This window comes from Micromonospora sp. WMMD980, assembly GCF_029626035.1.
GTDB lineage: Bacteria > Actinomycetota > Actinomycetes > Mycobacteriales > Micromonosporaceae > Micromonospora.
Genome location: NZ_JARUBE010000003.1, coordinates 108920 through 127028, shown reverse-complemented (window position 1 = coordinate 127028; position 18109 = coordinate 108920). Strand labels below are relative to the sequence as shown.

Below are 18109 nucleotides of genomic sequence, written 5' to 3'. Positions count from 1 at the left end.
CGCCACCGGTGATTCGCGTACGGTGGCGGACATGTCCGACGCGCATCTCACCGAGCGTCCGGTCGACGGGGGCAACGGTCCGGTCGAGTTGACCGACGAACCGATCCGACTCAGTCGCCGCGATCCGGCCCAGGAGTCCGAACGGCAGCCCGTGTCGCGGCGCCGGAAGATCGTGCTGGCCGCCGCGCTGGTGGTCGGTCTCGCCGGGGCCGGCGCGCTCGGTGTCGCCGGCTGGCGGGTCTACCAGCAGAAGGACACGCGCCTCACCCAGCCGGGGAACGTGGCCGGGCTCACCCGCGACGACAGCGACCGGGCCCGCAGCACCGCGGACTACCTGCGCGACGGTTTCGCCGCCGACATCGACCTGGACCGCAGCTTCGGCACGGTCTACACCGACCCGGCGGACGCGAAGCGGTCGGTGCTGATGTTCGGCGGCACCACGCTGCTCTGGCAGCCCGAGCGCGACCTAGACACCCTGTTCGACCTGATGGCCGACGAGACCGGCAAGGTGGCCGGTCTGCGCGAGGTCGACGCCGGCCGCCTGGGCGGCGTGATGAAGTGCGGCCGGACGAGCGGCGACGGCGGCGACTTCGCGGTCTGCGGTTGGGCCGATCACGGCAGCGTGGCGATGGGGATGTTCCCGGGTCGCCCGGTCGACGACGCCGCGACCCTGTTCCGGCAGATCCGCGAGGGCGTCCAGCGTCGCTGAGCCACTCCCCGGAAACGGGGGAAATGCAATGAGGGCCACCCCGTTGGGGGTGGCCCTCATTGAAAGATTGTCCGGCGGTGTCCTACTCTCCCACACCCTCCCGAGTGCAGTACCATCGGCGCTGGAGGGCTTAGCTTCCGGGTTCGGAATGTTGCCGGGCGTTTCCCCTCCGCCATGACCGCCGTAACTCTATGAACATGTCAAACACACACACGCGTGTGGGGTGTTCGAGTGTTCAGAGTTGCACAGTGGACGCGTAGCAGCTTGGTAGTCAAGTCCTCGGCCTATTAGTACCGGTCAACTGAACCCGTTACCGGGCTTACATTTCCGGCCTATCAACCCAGTCGTCTAGCTGGGGGCCTTACCCCACAAAGTGGGTGGGATACCTCATCTTGAAGCGAGCTTCCCGCTTAGATGCTTTCAGCGGTTATCCCTTCCGAACGTAGCTAACCAGCCGTGCCCCTGGCGGGACAACTGGCACACCAGAGGTTCGTCCGTCCCGGTCCTCTCGTACTAGGGACAGCCCTTCTCAAGTATCCTACGCGCACGGCGGATAGGGACCGAACTGTCTCACGACGTTCTAAACCCAGCTCGCGTACCGCTTTAATGGGCGAACAGCCCAACCCTTGGGACCTGCTACAGCCCCAGGATGCGACGAGCCGACATCGAGGTGCCAAACCATCCCGTCGATATGGACTCTTGGGGAAGATCAGCCTGTTATCCCCGGGGTACCTTTTATCCGTTGAGCGACACCGCTTCCACATGCCAGTGCCGGATCACTAGTCCCGACTTTCGTCCCTGCTCGACCTGTCAGTCTCACAGTCAAGCTCCCTTGTGCACTTGCACTCAACACCTGATTGCCAACCAGGCTGAGGGAACCTTTGGGCGCCTCCGTTACCCTTTAGGAGGCAACCGCCCCAGTTAAACTACCCACCAGACACTGTCCCTGAACCGGATAACGGTCCGAAGTTAGATACCCAAATCAACCAGAGTGGTATTTCAAGATTGCCTCCACCCATACTGGCGTATGGACTTCACCGGCTCCCACCTATCCTACACAAGCTAATTCAGATACCAATGTCAAGCTATAGTAAAGGTCCCGGGGTCTTTCCGTCCTGCCGCGCGTAACGAGCATCTTTACTCGTAATGCAATTTCGCCGGGCCTGTGGTTGAGACAGTGGGGAAGTCGTTACGCCATTCGTGCAGGTCGGAACTTACCCGACAAGGAATTTCGCTACCTTAGGATGGTTATAGTTACCACCGCCGTTTACTGGCGCTTAAGTTCTCCGCTTCGCCCCGAAGAGCTAACAGGTCCCCTTAACGTTCCAGCACCGGGCAGGCGTCAGTCCATATACATCGAATTACTTCTTCGCATGGACCTGTGTTTTTAGTAAACAGTCGCTTCCCCCTGCTCTCTGCGGCCATACAACGCTCCACCCGCGCGGGGCTTCACGTCTCCGGCCCCCCTTCTCCCTAAGTTACGGGGGCAATTTGCCGAGTTCCTTAACCACAGTTCGCCCGATCGCCTCGGTATTCTCTACCTGACCACCTGTGTCGGTTTGGGGTACGGGCCGCTCAGAACTCGCTAGAGGCTTTTCTCGGCAGCATAGGATCACTGACTTCACCTGAATCGGCTCGGCATCACGTCTCAGCCTACATGCGCCGCGGATTTGCCTACGGCACGGCCTACACGCTTACCCCGGCACAACCACCGGCCGGGATCAGCTACCTTCCTGCGTCACCCCATCGCTTGACTACTACCCGCCAGGTTCCCACGCTCCCCCCGTTCGGTCCGAAGACCTCCCGGAGCTCGGGTGGTTAGCACAACGAGGTTCGTCAGGGTCGCTCTTTCGCGGGTACGGGAATATCAACCCGTTGTCCATCGACTACGCCTCTCGGCCTCGCCTTAGGTCCCGACTCACCCAGGGCGGATTAGCCTGGCCCTGGAACCCTTGGTCATCCGGCGGAAGGGTTTCTCACCCTTCTTTCGCTACTCATGCCTGCATTCTCACTCGTGCCGTGTCCACAACTAGGTCACCCCGTCGCTTCACCCCCGGCACGACGCTCCCCTACCCATCCACACACCTGCACGGCACATCACGGCGCCGCGAAGTTGAAATGTGAATGCCACAGCTTCGGCGGTGTGCTTGAGCCCTGCTACATTGTCGGCGCGGAACCACTTGACCAGTGAGCTATTACGCACTCTTTAAAGGGTGGCTGCTTCTAAGCCAACCTCCTGGTTGTCTATGCGACCCCACATCCTTTTCCACTTAGCACACGCTTAGGGGCCTTAGCTGGTGATCTGGGCTGTTTCCCTCTCGACTACGAAGCTTATCCCCCGCAGTCTCACTGCCGCGCTCTCACTTACCGGCATTCGGAGTTTGGCTGATTTCGGTAAGCTTGTGGGCCCCCTAGACCATCCAGTGCTCTACCTCCGGCAAGAAACACGCGACGCTGCACCTAAATGCATTTCGGGGAGAACCAGCTATCACGGAGTTTGATTGGCCTTTCACCCCTAACCACAGGTCATCCCCCAACTTTTCAACGTTGGTGGGTTCGGCCCTCCACGCGGTCTTACCCGCGCTTCAGCCTGCCCATGGCTAGATCACTCCGCTTCGGGTCTAGAGCATGCGACTAAAAACGCCCTATTCAGACTCGCTTTCGCTACGGCTCCCCCACCCGGGTTAACCTCGCCACATGCCACTAACTCGCAGGCTCATTCTTCAAAAGGCACGCCGTCACCCCGTAAGGCTCCGACGGATTGTAGGCGAACGGTTTCAGGTACTATTTCACTCCCCTCCCGGGGTACTTTTCACCATTCCCTCACGGTACTCGTCCGCTATCGGTCACCAGGAAGTATTTAGGCTTACCAGGTGGTCCTGGCAGATTCACGGCAGATTTCAGGAGTCCGCCGCTACTCGGGAACACCCACAGAAGACCAGCAGCTTTCACCTACCGGACTATCACCGTCTACGGTCAGCCATTCCAGACTGTTCGACTAACCACTGGCTTTGTAACTCCTCGACCGTGTGTCAGCACAATCAGCAGGGTCCCACAACCCCGACCACGCAACCCCTGACAGGTATCACACGCCGCCGGTTTAGCCTCAATCCGCTTTCGCTCGCCACTACTCACGGAATCACTATTTGTTTTCTCTTCCTACGGGTACTGAGATGTTTCACTTCCCCGCGTTCCCCCCACACACCCTATGTGTTCAGGTGCGGGTGACATCACATGACTGATGCCGGGTTCCCCCATTCGGACACCCTGGGATCACAGCTTGGTTGACAGCTCCCCCAGGCCTATCGCGGCCTCCCACGTCCTTCATCGGCTCCTGGTGCCAAGGCATCCACCGTTCGCCCTTGACAACTTGACCACAAAGATGCTCGCGTCCACTGTGCAATTCTCAACAAACGACCAACCCACAACCCGAACAGTTCCCCACCAGACCCAGCTCACCGCCGGCGGTATGAAGAACCAGGCCATGCCTGGCGCCCCGACAGGCTCCCGCCCGTCTCCAAGGCTCCGAAGACAACAACCAGCGGTTGTTCCTTCAGGACCCAACAGGGTGCTTACGCTCCTCCCCAGCCGCACCAGAGGCAACCGTTCCCACCACCGAAGTGGCTGTACTAAGCACCCCCGGCCGTTGCCGAGGACAAACTTGCCAGTGTCTCCGCCATCTGAGCACCCCGACCCGACATTCGCAGGTCGCGGGCTCCATACCAGCTTTCGCCGGATGGTGCTCCTTAGAAAGGAGGTGATCCAGCCGCACCTTCCGGTACGGCTACCTTGTTACGACTTCGTCCCAATCGCCAGCCCCACCTTCGACGGCTCCCTCCACAAGGGTTGGGCCACCGGCTTCGGGTGTTGCCGACTTTCGTGACGTGACGGGCGGTGTGTACAAGGCCCGGGAACGTATTCACCGCAGCGTTGCTGATCTGCGATTACTAGCGACTCCGACTTCACGGGGTCGAGTTGCAGACCCCGATCCGAACTGAGACCGGCTTTTTGGGATTCGCTCCACCTCACGGTATCGCAGCCCATTGTACCGGCCATTGTAGCATGCGTGAAGCCCTGGACATAAGGGGCATGATGACTTGACGTCATCCCCACCTTCCTCCGAGTTGACCCCGGCAGTCTTCGATGAGTCCCCGCCATAACGCGCTGGCAACATCGAACGAGGGTTGCGCTCGTTGCGGGACTTAACCCAACATCTCACGACACGAGCTGACGACAGCCATGCACCACCTGTGACCGCCCCCGAAGGACCCCCCATCTCTGGAGGTTTTGCGGCCATGTCAAACCCAGGTAAGGTTCTTCGCGTTGCATCGAATTAATCCGCATGCTCCGCCGCTTGTGCGGGCCCCCGTCAATTCCTTTGAGTTTTAGCCTTGCGGCCGTACTCCCCAGGCGGGGCGCTTAATGCGTTAGCTGCGGCACAGGGAACCGGAGAGGCCCCCCACACCTAGCGCCCAACGTTTACAGCGTGGACTACCAGGGTATCTAATCCTGTTCGCTCCCCACGCTTTCGCTCCTCAGCGTCAGTATCGGCCCAGAGACCCGCCTTCGCCACCGGTGTTCCTCCTGATATCTGCGCATTTCACCGCTACACCAGGAATTCCAGTCTCCCCTACCGAACTCTAGCCTGCCCGTATCGACCGCAGGCCTGGGGTTGAGCCCCAGGTTTTCACGGTCGACGCGACAAGCCGCCTACGAGCTCTTTACGCCCAATAAATCCGGACAACGCTCGCGCCCTACGTCTTACCGCGGCTGCTGGCACGTAGTTGGCCGGCGCTTCTTCTGCAGGTACCGTCACTTACGCTTCGTCCCTGCTGAAAGAGGTTTACAACCCGAAGGCCGTCATCCCTCACGCGGCGTCGCTGCATCAGGCTTCCGCCCATTGTGCAATATTCCCCACTGCTGCCTCCCGTAGGAGTCTGGGCCGTGTCTCAGTCCCAGTGTGGCCGGTCGCCCTCTCAGGCCGGCTACCCGTCGTCGCCTTGGTAGGCCATCACCCCACCAACAAGCTGATAGGCCGCGAGCCCATCCCAGGCCGAAAAACTTTCCACCACACACCATGCGATGCGAGGTCATATTCGGTATTAGCCCCGGTTTCCCGGGGTTATCCCAAAGCCTAGGGCAGGTTGCTCACGTGTTACTCACCCGTTCGCCGCTCGAGTACCCCGAAAGGCCTTTCCGCTCGACTTGCATGTGTTAAGCACGCCGCCAGCGTTCGTCCTGAGCCAGGATCAAACTCTCCAACAAAAACCTATTTGTCGGACACAATGTCCTGGCAACAAAAGTGTTGCCAAAGGAATCCCAACCAGCCAGACAACAGCCTGACCAGTCCGGGGTATAAAACAATTGGCACTGGCTTTACAAGCACCCTGTTGAGTTCTCAAAGAACAACCACACACCGCCCAGAAACCCTACACCGTAGGGCCCCCGCTTGGGGCAACCTCTCTAACTTACCCGACTCGAGTTTCGCTGTCAACCTCTTGTTTTGAGGTGATCAACCTGGCTCGAATCGATCCACGCTGACGCTCACCGTTTCCGGTGATCGCTTCTCCCGTGGTTTCGGCGGACCGGCCGGCGTCGCTCTCGCAACCACCCGCCCGGCTCCCTGCCGGCTTTCGAACTCTACCCGGTCGGCTTCGCGTTCGCAACTCCGTGTCTCCGAAGTCGTCCCGCACCACCCGAGTCCTCGGTCTGGCTCGGCGTCACCGCCACCAGCCCGGCGCCCGTTCTCGGCCGGTTTGCCCCGGCCTCCCGCGTGCAGAGAGAAAGTTACGCGGAGCGGCCCGGGAAGGCAAATCAATGATCGTCACTGCCTTTGCGCGAGCCGCCGCGCCCGAGAAAACGCTCTGTCGGAGAGGTACGCGCCGAGGTGCGCCGTGCCAGAGTTGTCGACATGACTGACCTGTCCCGACGCCCGGCCCTGGCCGAGGAGGCCCTGCTCGGCCTCCTGCTGCCGTTCTGGCAGCTGGTCATCGGGGCCTTCGTGCTCGCCGTACTCCTGCTGTCGGTGCGGCGACTCGTCCGCCGCGGCCCATCGCGGATGACCACCGCGCTGCTGATCACCGCGGCGGCGATCGCCGGCTTCGCCGTGGTCGGCCTGCTCCTGGGGGCCTGAACCGCTCAGAGCCGGCGGTTGGCGAGGCTCGGCAGTTCGGCCCGGACGGTGCGCAACCGGTCCAGGTCGATCTCCGCGACGGCCAGGCCCGGACCATCGGCGACCTGGCTCACCACCGTCCCCCACGGGTCCACCACCATGCTCCGTCCGAAACAGGTGCGGCCCGGCTCGTGGTCGCCGGTCTGACCCGCGGCCGCCACGAAGCACTGGTTCTCGATCGCCCGGGCCCGGAGCAGCACCTCCCAGTGGTCCCGCCCGGTGTGCATCATGAACGCGGCCGGCACCACCAGGAGTTCGGCGCCGCCGTCGACGGCGAGCTGCCGGTAGAGCTCGGGAAAGCGCAGGTCGTAGCAGATCGACAAGCCGACGCGGAGGCCCTCCACGTCGACCACCACCGGCCTCTCCCCCGGCGCGACGGTGGCCGACTCCTGATAGGAGACGCGGCCGGGGATCTCCACGTCGTATAGGTGGATCTTGCGATAGGCGGCGGCGAGCGTGCCCTCCCGGTCGAAGACCAGCGAGGTGTTCCAGGTGTGCGCCGGGTCCGGGCCGGCCTCGTGGAACGAACCCGCGATCACCCAGAGGCCGAGTCGGCGCGCGGTCGCGGCGAAGAACCGCCCCACCTCGCCGTCGACCGGCTCGGCCGGCGGCATCCGGTCGGCGTGGCCGAGGTAGTCGACGTACTCCGGGAGGAGCGCGAGATCGGCGCCGGCCGCCGCAGCCCTGACCAGCAGGTCCTCGGCGGCGGCGAGATTCGCCGCCCGATCGTCGCGGGCGTTGAGCTGGCAGACGGCGACGCGCATGACACCGAGGGTACGGGCTCCGGGCCGCCGGACGACAGGGCTCAGACGCTGGCCAGCACGAGCGCGGCGGCGGCGAACCCGAGCCCGGCCAACTGGACCGGACGCAGCCGTTCCCGGTCCACCGCGAGCGCGAGCAGGACGGTGCTCGCCGGGTAGAGCGACGCGATGGCGGCCACCACGCTGAGATGGCCCCGCGCGGCGGCGGCGAGGAAAAGCGCCTTCGCCGCAGAGTCGAGCAGGCCGGCAGCGGCGGCCCAGCCGAGCACCCGCCGGCCCAGCCGCAGGCGCACGCCGACGCGGGCGGCGAGCGCGAGGCCGAACGCGACGGTGCTGACGCGCACCGCCAGCACCGGCCACATGCCGCCGCCGGCGTCGGCCTGACCGAGCAGCGCGAAGAAGACGCCGAAGAGCAGGCCCACGGCGAGCGCGGTGGCGAGGACCCGGCGGGAGACGCGCCCGCCGCCACCGCGCTCGCCCAGGCTGACCAATGCGATCGCCAGGACGGCGAGGCCGGCACCGGTGAGCGCCACCGTGCCCGGGGAGTGCGCCACGACGAGGCCGGCGACGATCGGCACCACCGCGGCGGTGATCGCGGTGACCGGTGCCACCACCGCCATCACGCCGGTGGCCAGCGCCCGGTAGAGCAGCATGACGCCGGCCGCCCCGGCCACGCCCGCGAGCAGTCCCCACGCCAGGTCGACGGCGTCCGGCGTGCCGGGTACGACGAGCACCAGCATGATCAGCAGCGGCAGGCTGAGCAGTTGGGACACCACGGTGACCGCGACCGGGTGGGCGTGCCGCGACGCCTTGCCGCCGGAGAAGTCGGCCGTGCCGAACGCGATCGCGGACACCGCGGCGAGCACAATGGGGAGCATCCCGCAGTCGTACCATAATAGTGACCGTGAAGGACAGCATGATGACCGACGCCGGTGGACGGGTGGGTGCGGTGACCGCCGCGGTCGCCCGGCAGGTACGCGAGTTGCGGGCCGCCCGCGGCTGGTCCTTCGAGGAGTTGGCCGGCCGGTCCGGCGTCAGCAAGGGCATGCTGGTGCAGATCGAGGGCGCCCGCACCAACCCGAGCATCGGCACGCTCTGCCGGGTCGCCGACGCGTTCGGCATCAGCATCGCCCGGCTGCTCGAACCGGCCGAGGAGAACACGGTGCGGGTGACCCCCGCGGACGCGGCACCGGTGCTGTGGCGCGGCGCGAACGGGGGCGCGGCGCGCCTGCTCAGCGGCATCGGCGAGCCGGACATGGTGGAACTCTGGGACTGGCGGATGCGGCCCGGCGAGGCCCTGCACTCCCCCGACCACCCACCCGGCACCCGGGAGATCCTGCACGTGCTGGACGGAGCCCTGACCGTCACCGTCGACGGCGTCGACCACGGGGTGCACACCGGCGAGACGGTGGAGTTCCACGCCGACCGGCCGCACGGCTATCGCACGGCCGGCGACGCGCCGGTGCGGCTGGTGATGGTGGTGGTCACCCCGTCGGGCGAGTGGGACCGGCGGACCCGGTCACGCGAACCGCGCCCGAGCTGACCCGGGCGCGGTCGCGACGACGGCTCAGGCCGACTTCTCCTCGCGGTCCCGGCGACGCCGGCCGGTGAACTCGCGGGGCACGATCGTCGGGTTGACGTTCTCCAGGACGACCTCGCGGGTGATCAGCACCCGGGCGGCGTCGGGGTTGCTCGGCACCTCGTACATCACGGAGAGGAGCACCTCCTCCATGATGGCCCGCAGGCCACGGGCGCCGGTGCCGCGGAGCATGGCCTGGTCGGCGATGGCCTCCAGCGCCGGCTGCTCGAACTCCAGCTCGACGCCGTCCAGCTCGAACAGGCGCTGATATTGCCGGACCAGCGCGTTGCGCGGCTCGGTGAGGATCTTCACCAGGGCGCCCCGGTCGAGGCTGCGCACGTTGGTGATCACCGGGAGCCGGCCGATGAACTCGGGGATCAGCCCGAACTTCAACATGTCTTCCGGCATGACCTGGCTGAAGATGTCATCGGTCGACCGCTCCGACACCGAGCGGAGCCGAGCGCCGAAGCCGGTGCCGCCGGAGCCGGTGCGGGCCTCGATGATCTGGTCGAGGCCGGCGAACGCACCACCGCAGATGAACAGCACGTTCGTGGTGTCGATCTGGATGAACTCCTGGTGCGGGTGCTTCCGGCCGCCCTGCGGCGGCACGTTGGCGACCGTGCCCTCCAGCATCTTCAGCAGCGCCTGCTGCACGCCCTCGCCGGAGACGTCCCGGGTGATCGACGGGTTCTCCGACTTGCGGGCGATCTTGTCGACCTCGTCGATGTAGATGATGCCGGTCTCGGCGCGCTTGATGTCGTAGTCGGCGGCCTGGATCAGCTTGAGGAGGATGTTCTCCACGTCCTCGCCGACGTAGCCCGCCTCGGTGAGCGCGGTGGCGTCGGCGATCGCGAACGGGACGTTGAGCATCCGGGCCAGGGTCTGCGCCAGGTGGGTCTTACCGCAGCCGGTCGGGCCGAGCAGCATGATATTGGACTTGGCCAGCTCGACGCCGTCACTGCCGGAACCGGGCGCACCGGCGGCCTCCGCCTGGATCCGCTTGTAGTGGTTGTAGACCGCGACGGCGAGCGCCTTCTTGGCCTGCTCCTGACCCACGACGTAGTTGTCGAGGAACTGGCAGATCTCCATCGGCTTGGGAAGCTCTTCCCACTTCACCTCGCCGGACTCGGCCAACTCCTCCTCGATGATCTCGTTGCAGAGATCGATGCACTCGTCGCAGATGTAGACCCCGGGGCCCGCGATGAGTTTCTTGACCTGCTTCTGTGACTTGCCACAGAAGGAGCACTTCAGTAGGTCGCCGCCGTCACCGATCCGTGCCACCTACGTTCTCCCTGCACTCATCGGCCGGAGCGCCGGCCCTGACCTGCGGGCGCCGCGGCGCCCGTCCGTCCCTGTCGTCCCACTGTGCTGTCGGCCCCACCCGATCCGACCCGGAGCGGTACAGACCCGACGTTACCCGGTGGCCGGGTTTTCTCCGACCCCCAAAACGGGTGTGTCAGAGGTCGGCCGGGAACAACCCCCGACCGACCTCCGACCCCGCACGTGCTCAGCCTGCGGTGTGAGTCGCCAGCAGACCCTTCTTGCGGCTGGTCAGGATGGTGTCGACCAGCCCGTACTCCTTGGACTCCTCGGCCGTCATGATCTTGTCACGGTCGATGTCCTTACGAACCTGCTCGATCGGCCGGTTGCAGTGGCGGGACAGCATGTCCTCCAACTGCGTCCGCATCCGCAGGATCTCCCGGGCCTGGATCTCGATGTCCGACCCCTGGCCGTAGCCACCCTCGGTGGCCGGCTGGTGAATGATGATCCGGGAGTTCGGCAGTGCCATCCGCTTACCCGGGGTGCCCGCCGCGAGCAGCACCGCCGCCGCGCTGGCCGCCTGCCCGAGGCAGACCGTCTGGATGTCCGGCCGGACGTACTGCATGGTGTCGTAGATCGCCGTCATGGCGGTGAAGGAGCCACCGGGCGAGTTGATGTACATGATGATGTCGCGGTCCGGGTCGGTGCCCTCCAGCGTCAGCAGCTGGGCCATCACGTCGTTGGCCGAGGCGTCGTCCACCTGGACACCGAGGAAGATGATCCGGTCCTCGAAGAGCTTGTTGTAGGGATTCGACTCCTTCATCCCGTACGACGTGCGCTCGACGAACGACGGCAGGACATAGCGGTTGTGCACGGCCGCGAACTGGGGCGGCAGGCTCAGGTCGGTCATCGTCAGCTCCTCGATCAGCTCAGGGTCCCGGCGCCATCCGGAACCTGCGCGGCCCCGATGATCACCTTGTCGATGAAGCCGTAGTCCATGGCCTCCTGGGCGGTGAACCAGCGGTCGCGGTCCGAGTCCGCCTCGATCTGGGCCTGGGACTGGCCGGTGTGGTGCGCCACCCGCTCCTGGAACATCCGCTTCGTGTAGAGCATCTGCTCGGCCTGGATCGCGATGTCCGACGCGGTGCCGCCGAGACCGCCCGAGGGCTGGTGCATCATGATCCGCGCGTGCGGCAGGGCGTAGCGCTTGCCCTTGGTGCCGGCGCAGAGCAGGAGCTGCCCCATCGAGGCGGCCATGCCCATGGCCACGGTCGACACGTCGTTGTCGATGTACTGCATGGTGTCGTAGATCGCCATGCCGGAGTAGACCGAGCCACCCGGCGAGTTGATCCAGAGGAAGATGTCGCGGTCCGGGTCCTCCGCCGCGAGCAGCAGGAGCTGCGCGCAGATGCGGTTGGCCACCTGGTCGTTCACCTCGCTGCCCAGGAAGATGATCCGTTCCTTGAGCAACCGGTTGTAGACCGAGTCGTCGAGGTTGCCAATGGAGTCGCCACCGCGGGCCTCGATCGCCCGGAGCGACTTCTTGGGGATGTGCATGTCGGTCATGGCAGCCCTTCGCTCTCCGTACCGTCCTGTCCGACACTAACCGCTCGTCGTGCGGGCGCACTCCCGGTCGGGGCACTGTTCGCTCTCAGCGCAGTCACCCGCACGGCGTACCCGGAAAGGGTTTCGGCCGCCGCCCGGCGCACAGCGCGGGACGGCGGCCGTCGCCGGAACGATCAGTGCTGGTGGTCGTGCTCGGCCTCGTTCTGGGCCCGCAGCGCGTCGAGGGAGACCTCGTTGCCCGCCGCGTCCTTGATCTTAATCTTCTCCATCACCGCAGCGAGCGCCTTGCCCCGGCGGACGTCGCCGAAGACGGCCGCGGCGGCGCCGGAGCGGGCGAGCTGGTCGTAGTACTGCTGCGGGGCCATCCCGGCGCGCTGCGCCCGGTGCACGATCTCGTGCCCGAACTCGTCGTCGGAGACCTGCACGTCCTCGGCGTCGGCGAGGGTGTCCAGCAGGAGCTGGATCTTGACGCCGTCGGTCGCCGCCTCGGTCAGCTCGGCGTCGATCTGCTCCTCGGTCTTCTCCTCCGCGGCGAGGTATTCCTCCAGGGAGGCGCCGATGCGCTCGAGCTGGTCGACCATCGCGGCCTTGCGGCTCTCGACCTCCTCCTTGACGACGCCCTCCGGCGCCGGCACCTCGGCGGCGGCCACCATCTGCTCCAGGGCCTTGTCGCGGGCGGCGTAGATCTGCTCGACCTGCTTGCCGCGGGTGACCCGCTCGCGCAGGTCGCCGCGCAGCTCCTCGATGGTGTCGAACTCGCTGGCCATCTGGGCGAAGTCGTCGTCCAGCTCGGGCAGCTCCTTCTCCTTGACCGTGCGGACGGTCACCGCCACGTCGGCGTCGCGACCGGCGTAGTCGCCGCCCACGAGCTGGGTGGTGAAGGTGGTGCTGTCACCGGCGGCCAGGCCGACCAGCGCCTCGTCCAGACCCGGCAGGAGCTGCTTGCTGCCGACCTCGTGCGAGATGTTGCTCGCCGACCCGCCCGGGACCTCCTCGCCGTCGACCGTGGCGTTCAGGTCGATCTGGACGAAGTCGCCCTCCTGGGCGGCCCGCTCGACGGTCTTCAGGGTGGCGAACCGCTCACGGAGGCTGCCGACCTGGTCGTCGATCTCGCTGTCGGCGATCTCGATCTCGTCGACGGTCACCTCGATGGTGGCCGGGTCCGGCAGGGTGATCTCGGGCCGGACGTCGACCTCGGCGGTGAAGTTGAGCGAGTCACCGTCGTTGAACTCGGTGATGTCGACCTCGGGACGGCCCAGCGTCTTGAGGTCGTGCTCGCGGACCGCGGCGAGGATGTTCTGCGGGATGGCCTCCTGGATCGCCTCGTTGAGGACGGTCCCCCGGCCCACCCGCTGGTCGATCACCGCGCTGGGAACCTTGCCCCGGCGGAAGCCGGGAACCTGGACCTGCTGGCCGATCTCCCGGTACGCCTTCCTGAGGCTCGGCTCGAGCTCGACGAACGGCACCTCGATGGCGAGCCGCACGCGCGTCGGGCTCAGAGTCTCGACGGTGCTCTTCACAGGCGTACTCCTTGACGGATCTGGGTGTCGATTCTGGGGCGTGATTGGCGCATCGAGTGTAGGCGAGTCGGCCTGCGGCGTCGGCAGGGCCCGGGCACCGCGCGGAGAAACCGGCGGTTCCCGGGACGATCCGGTCGCGAACGACAGTCGGGGTGGCGGGATTTGAACCCACGGCCCCTCGCTCCCAAAGCGAGTGCGCTACCAAGCTGCGCCACACCCCGTGGCGACGAAGAGTGTATGCCGTCCGGGCACCCGGGCGGGTGACCGGGGCGTCCGGGCCGCGTGCGCGCCGCACCCGATCGCCGTGCCGCGTCGCCACCTCGCGAGGTGGCGGGTCCCGGGGCCGGGCCGCTTCGCCGCCTCGGCGAGGTGGCGGGGTCCGGGCCGCGGGAGAGGCGCCGCCTCGGCGAGGTTGTGTGGATCTCGGGCGGACGGCGGGCACGCGCGGGGTACGGGCTGCACGCCCGGCTCCCGCATTCGGTAGGCTGACGGGCGCGCCCCGCGGCAGCGAGGCGCTCGCGGGCGTAGCTCAATGGTAGAGCTTCAGTCTTCCAAACTGACTACGCGGGTTCGATTCCCGTCGCCCGCTCCACCGACGAAGGCCCAGGCAGACCGCATGATCGCGGCGTCTGGGCCGTCTGCTTCGCCCAGTCCGGCCCGCACCCGGAGCCACGCCGCCACCGACCTCCTCGGCGGCCCTCTCCGGAGACCAGCCTCCGGGAGGGGCCCGTGCTGCCGGCCAACCGGCCCGACCACGCGCCACTGACCGCACGGCGGGTGGCGCGTCGGGGCGATCACGGTCGATCATGGGCCGTGCTGTGCACGTGCGGGGAGCCGCGTGTCGGCGACACCGGCCGGGCGGTCAGGACAGCCGGCGGCGGATCCACTCCCGGTCGTCCGCCGGTAGGGCGTCGGCCACCAGCACCCGGGGCAGCAGCTCCGGCTCCGAGGTCACCGCGCGGAACAGGAACGCCACCGACACCTCGTGCCCGGGTCGGCTCAGGACCTCGACCGGGTCGTCGGCGCGGACCTCGCCCGGCTCGACCACCCGCAGGTAGGCCCCCGGCACCGCGGCGGCGGTGAACCGCTTGATCCAGCCCTGCTCGCCCAGCCAGCCCTGGAACGTGCCGCACGGGATCCGCGCGCAGGACACCTCCAGCACGACGTCCGCCCCGATCCGCCACCGCTCGCCGATCAGCGCACCGGTCACGTCCAGCCCGGCGGTGGTCAGGTTCTCGCCGAAGCTGCCGTTGCCCAGCGACCGGCCCAACTCGGCCTGCCAGCGGTCCAGGTCCTCCCGGGCGTACGCGTAGACGGCCTGGTCGGTGCCGCCGTGGTGGGCCACGTCGTAGACCCGGTCGCCGGCCAGGCCGACCTCACCGGCGCCCTTCGGGCCGGGCGCGGTGACCGCGACCGGACCGTCGACGGGCCGCTTGTCGATGCCGGTCGCCCCGATCCCCTTCCAGGGGTTGGGCCGGGGCCGGCCCACGTTCACGGAGAGCACCCTCATGCCGGGTGAGGGTAGGGCCGACGTCCGGGACCGGCCAGCGATTTCCCACCGGGGCACGGGCCGGGAGCGGGGCGGCGCGGGCTGCGTACGATGCGGGCCGGACATGCCCGCGTCGGCCGGAGGTAGCGACGGATGTCAGGCCAGCAGGACGGTGTCGCCCTCGGCGTGGACCTCGGCACCTCGAACACGGTGGCGGTGCTGCGCCGGCCGGACGGGACCACCCGGCCGCTGCTCGTGGACGGGCACCCGATCCTGCCGTCCGGGGTCTACGCCGACGCCGACGGTCACCTGCACGTCGGGCGGGACGCGCAGCGCCTCGCCCAGGCCGACCCGACCGGCTACGAGCCGAGCCCGAAACGGCGGGTCGACGAGGAGATCGTCGAGCTGCGCGGGCGGGCGTACCGGCCGGCGGAGCTGCTGGCCGCGACGCTGCGGGCGGTCGCGGACGCGGCGGTGGCCGCGGTCGGCCTGCTGCCCCCGGCGGTGGTGACGCACCCGGCGGCCTGGGCGCCGGCCCGACGGCGGGTGCTGCACGAGGCGGTGGAACTCGCCGGCTGGCCGTCGGCGGCCGAGCACACGCTCGCCGGGCCGATCGCGCCCGGAACCCGCCTGCTGCGCGAGCCGGTGGCCGCGGCCCGCTACTACACCCAGGTGCTCCGCCGGCCGGTGCCGGTGGGCGGCGCGGTCGCGGTGTTCGACTTCGGCGGCGGCACGCTCGACGTGGCGGTGCTGCGCAACGAGGGCGCCGACCCGTGGGGCGACTCCGGTTTCCAGCTCGTCGCCACCGGCGGCCTCGCCGACCTGGGCGGGCTCGACCTGGACGCGGCCCTGCTCGGGCGGCTCGGCGAGCTGGTGCGGCCGGCCCACCCCGGCCGGTGGGCTCGGCTGACCGAGCCGGCGTCCACCGCCGACCGGCGGGACCGGCAGCAGCTCTGGGACAACGTGCGCGGCGCCAAGGAGATGCTCTCCCGGGCCCTGGTCGCGCCGGTGGCGGTGCCGGGGGTGGAGGCGGCCGTCCCGCTGACCCGGGCGGACTTCGAGCGCCTCGTCGCGCCGATGCTCGCCCGCGCGGTCACCGAGACCCGGAACGTGACCGCCGCCGCCGGGCTGCGCCCGGAGCAGCTCGCCGGGCTGTTCCTGGTCGGCGGCTCGACCCGGGTGCCGCTGGTGGCCCGGCTGCTGCACGCCGAGCTGGGCATCGCGCCGACCGTGCTGGAACAGCCGGAACTGCCGGTCGCCGAGGGGGCGCTGACCGACCTGCCGCTGCCCCGGCGGGCCGGCCTGCCGGGCGGGCCCGTGCCACCGGCGGCCACGCCGCAGCAGGCCGCGCCGCAGCGGGTGACGGAGGTGAACGGGCGCGCCGACACCGTGCCGGGCGCGGTCGAGCGCGACACCACGGTGGCGCACGCGACACCGGCCCCGACGCGGCAGGACCGGGCCGACGGGTGGGCGGCTCCCGGCGGCCCGCACGGCACGCTCGTCGCCGATCCACCCGGGCACGCCCCGGCCGGCGGTCGGCAGCCGGCGGGGTACCCGGCTGTCGGCGTACCCCCGGGGTCGCCGGCCGGTCCCGGCGGGCCCGGACCCTGGTCCGGCACCCCTGCGGACGGCGCGTCGCGCCGCGGTGGCCGGCGGGGCCGCTGGCTCGCGGCGGGCGCCGGCCTGGTGGTCGTCACGGTGGCCGCCGCGATGCTGCTGTGGGTGCTCCGGGACCGGCACCCGGCGCTCGACTTCCACCCGCCGGATCTGGTCGAGACGGTGGCCGTGGGCGACGAGCGGCCCGGCGCGATGTTCACCGAGACGCTCGGCGACCGCGCCTATCTGGCCTGGTCGTTGCCGGATGACAGGCTGATGGTGCGGGCGGTGGAGGCCGCCACCGGGCGGACGCTCTGGGAGGGGCGGACCGGGGTGAGCGCCGAACGGTGGGCCGGAATCCGGGCGCTGCCCGGAGGCGTCGCCGTGCTCGCCGACGCCTCCGGATCAGACACGCCCCGACCGTTGGTGGTGCTCGACGGCGACTCCGGCACGCAGCGGTGGGACACCACGATCGCCGGGGACGACGAGATCTTCCTCGGGGCCGGCACGCTGGTCCGGCTGGACCGCGCCGGCAACCGGCTGGTCGGGTTGCGGCTGGCCGACGGCCGGGAGCGGTGGCGGCGGGACAACCCGCGCAGCGAGTACGGCGACGCCCGCACCGTGGTGGTGCCGGTCGGCACCGGGGAGGCGCTGGACGGCCCGGCCTACCCGGACGGTTCGCCGCGCGCCCCGTGGTCGGGTGAGGCCGACCGGCTGGTGCAGGTGGGCGCGGACCGCTCGGTGCGGGTGCTGGCCATGGCGAGCGGGAAGGTCCTGCGCAGCCGCGGCAACGTGGTCGACCTCGACGACCCGGTGGCCGCCCGCGACGACCGGTTGTACGTGGCGGAGAGCGACCGGGGCCTGCGGCTGCTCTCCTACGACCTGGGCAGCCTCGGCACGCCCGACGTGCTCTACGAGGCCACCGCCCCGGACAGCCGGGTGAAGGCGCTGGTCACCTGCGGGAAGCACCGGGCCTGCCTGCTGGAGGTGCCCGGCGCCGGCGCCGACGGCACGCGGGTGGTGGTCGCCACCGAGGGTGCGGGCAGCCGGCACTGGGCGGCGCCGCAGGCGGCGCGGCTGGTCCCGCTCGGCGAGCACCTGCTGGCCGAACGGACCCTGCCCCGCGACTCGGTGACGGTGTTCGCGCCGGACGGCGAGCCGGTGCTGCGCGAGCGCGACGGGGTGGCCGTCCGACTGGACGCCGGCAACCTGCTGCTGTTCGACAAGGAACCCGGCGGCTACGAGGACGACCGCGTCCTGGCCGGGCTCGCGGTGGGCGGGAAGCCGTTGGAGATGGGGAAGGTGGAGCGGATCCGCAGCGAGTCCTGCTCCTGGAACACCGAGATGCTGGTGTGCGGCGCGGAGAAGGAGTTCCGGCTGTACCGGTTCGCCGGCTGAGCGCCACGACCGAAAGTGAGCTTGACAGCCGTCGATGCCTCGACTGGTCTGGACGTTCG

Annotated in this window: 11 protein-coding genes, 2 tRNA genes and 3 rRNA genes; 5 read left to right on the top strand and 11 right to left on the bottom strand. The window is 68.3% G+C overall.

Features of this window, described 5'->3' with window-relative positions:
- The first annotated feature begins 31 nt into the window (after nt 1-31).
- Nucleotides 32-709 (top strand): hypothetical protein, encoded by a 678-nt coding sequence (locus O7618_RS01075; RefSeq protein ID WP_278104071.1) that lies wholly within the window; start codon nt 32-34, stop codon nt 707-709.
- Between the two features lie 69 nt (nt 710-778).
- Here O7618_RS01075 and rrf read toward each other — a convergent pair.
- From rrf to O7618_RS01060, 3 genes are all read right to left on the bottom strand, one after another.
- A 5S ribosomal RNA gene (gene rrf, locus O7618_RS01070) occupies nt 779-895 on the bottom strand.
- Between the two features lie 81 nt (nt 896-976).
- A 23S ribosomal RNA gene (locus O7618_RS01065) occupies nt 977-4085 on the bottom strand.
- A 374-nt stretch (nt 4086-4459) separates the two neighbouring features.
- Nucleotides 4460-5974: ribosomal RNA gene (locus O7618_RS01060) — 16S ribosomal RNA — on the bottom strand.
- The 16S, 23S and 5S rRNA genes sit together here, the layout of an rRNA operon.
- Before the next feature lie 646 nt (nt 5975-6620).
- On the opposite strand from O7618_RS01060, the gene O7618_RS01055 reads away from it, so the two are divergent.
- On the top strand, nt 6621-6842 hold the full coding sequence (locus tag O7618_RS01055; RefSeq protein WP_278104070.1) for a hypothetical protein: 222 nt from the start codon (nt 6621-6623) through the stop codon (nt 6840-6842).
- A 5-nt stretch (nt 6843-6847) separates the two neighbouring features.
- On the opposite strand, the gene O7618_RS01050 is transcribed toward O7618_RS01055, so the two are convergent.
- Together O7618_RS01050 and O7618_RS01045 are read right to left on the bottom strand one after the other, a co-directional pair.
- Nucleotides 6848-7645: a carbon-nitrogen hydrolase family protein gene (locus O7618_RS01050; protein WP_278104069.1), complete on the bottom strand. Its 798-nt coding sequence runs from the start codon at nt 7643-7645 to the stop codon at nt 6848-6850.
- 41 nt (nt 7646-7686) lie between these two features.
- On the bottom strand, nt 7687-8520 hold the full coding sequence (locus tag O7618_RS01045) for an EamA family transporter (protein ID WP_278104068.1): 834 nt from the start codon (nt 8518-8520) through the stop codon (nt 7687-7689).
- A 20-nt stretch (nt 8521-8540) separates the two neighbouring features.
- Between O7618_RS01045 and O7618_RS01040 the strand changes: the two genes are divergently transcribed.
- Complete coding sequence (locus O7618_RS01040; protein WP_278104067.1) at nt 8541-9185, top strand: XRE family transcriptional regulator; 645 nt, start codon at nt 8541-8543, stop codon at nt 9183-9185.
- Nucleotides 9186-9209: 24 nt separating this feature from the next.
- Here the strand turns inward: O7618_RS01040 and clpX are convergent, their stop codons facing one another.
- The 5 genes from clpX to O7618_RS01015 all read right to left on the bottom strand — a co-directional run bounded on the left by clpX (nt 9210) and on the right by O7618_RS01015 (nt 13788).
- The gene (gene clpX / locus O7618_RS01035; protein ID WP_089158259.1) at nt 9210-10502 is read right to left on the bottom strand and encodes an ATP-dependent Clp protease ATP-binding subunit ClpX; all 1293 of its coding nucleotides are present in this window, start codon (nt 10500-10502) and stop codon (nt 9210-9212) included.
- Between the two features lie 226 nt (nt 10503-10728).
- Nucleotides 10729-11391, bottom strand: coding sequence for an ATP-dependent Clp protease proteolytic subunit (locus O7618_RS01030; protein ID WP_278104066.1), 663 nt, complete (start codon nt 11389-11391; stop codon nt 10729-10731).
- A gap of 14 nt (nt 11392-11405) precedes the next feature.
- Nucleotides 11406-12047: an ATP-dependent Clp protease proteolytic subunit gene (locus O7618_RS01025; RefSeq protein ID WP_089158260.1), complete on the bottom strand. Its 642-nt coding sequence runs from the start codon at nt 12045-12047 to the stop codon at nt 11406-11408.
- 173 nt (nt 12048-12220) lie between these two features.
- Nucleotides 12221-13567: a trigger factor gene (tig, locus tag O7618_RS01020; protein ID WP_278104065.1), complete on the bottom strand. Its 1347-nt coding sequence runs from the start codon at nt 13565-13567 to the stop codon at nt 12221-12223.
- 147 nt (nt 13568-13714) lie between these two features.
- A tRNA-Pro gene (locus O7618_RS01015) sits at nt 13715-13788 on the bottom strand.
- 297 nt (nt 13789-14085) lie between these two features.
- Between O7618_RS01015 and O7618_RS01010 the strand changes: the two genes are divergently transcribed.
- A tRNA-Gly gene (locus O7618_RS01010) sits at nt 14086-14159 on the top strand.
- A gap of 270 nt (nt 14160-14429) precedes the next feature.
- On the opposite strand, the gene O7618_RS01005 is transcribed toward O7618_RS01010, so the two are convergent.
- Nucleotides 14430-15077: an MOSC domain-containing protein gene (locus tag O7618_RS01005; protein ID WP_278104064.1), complete on the bottom strand. Its 648-nt coding sequence runs from the start codon at nt 15075-15077 to the stop codon at nt 14430-14432.
- A 132-nt stretch (nt 15078-15209) separates the two neighbouring features.
- Between O7618_RS01005 and O7618_RS01000 the strand changes: the two genes are divergently transcribed.
- On the top strand, nt 15210-18050 hold the full coding sequence (locus tag O7618_RS01000) for an Hsp70 family protein (RefSeq protein ID WP_278104063.1): 2841 nt from the start codon (nt 15210-15212) through the stop codon (nt 18048-18050).
- Nucleotides 18051-18109: the final 59 nt, after the last annotated feature.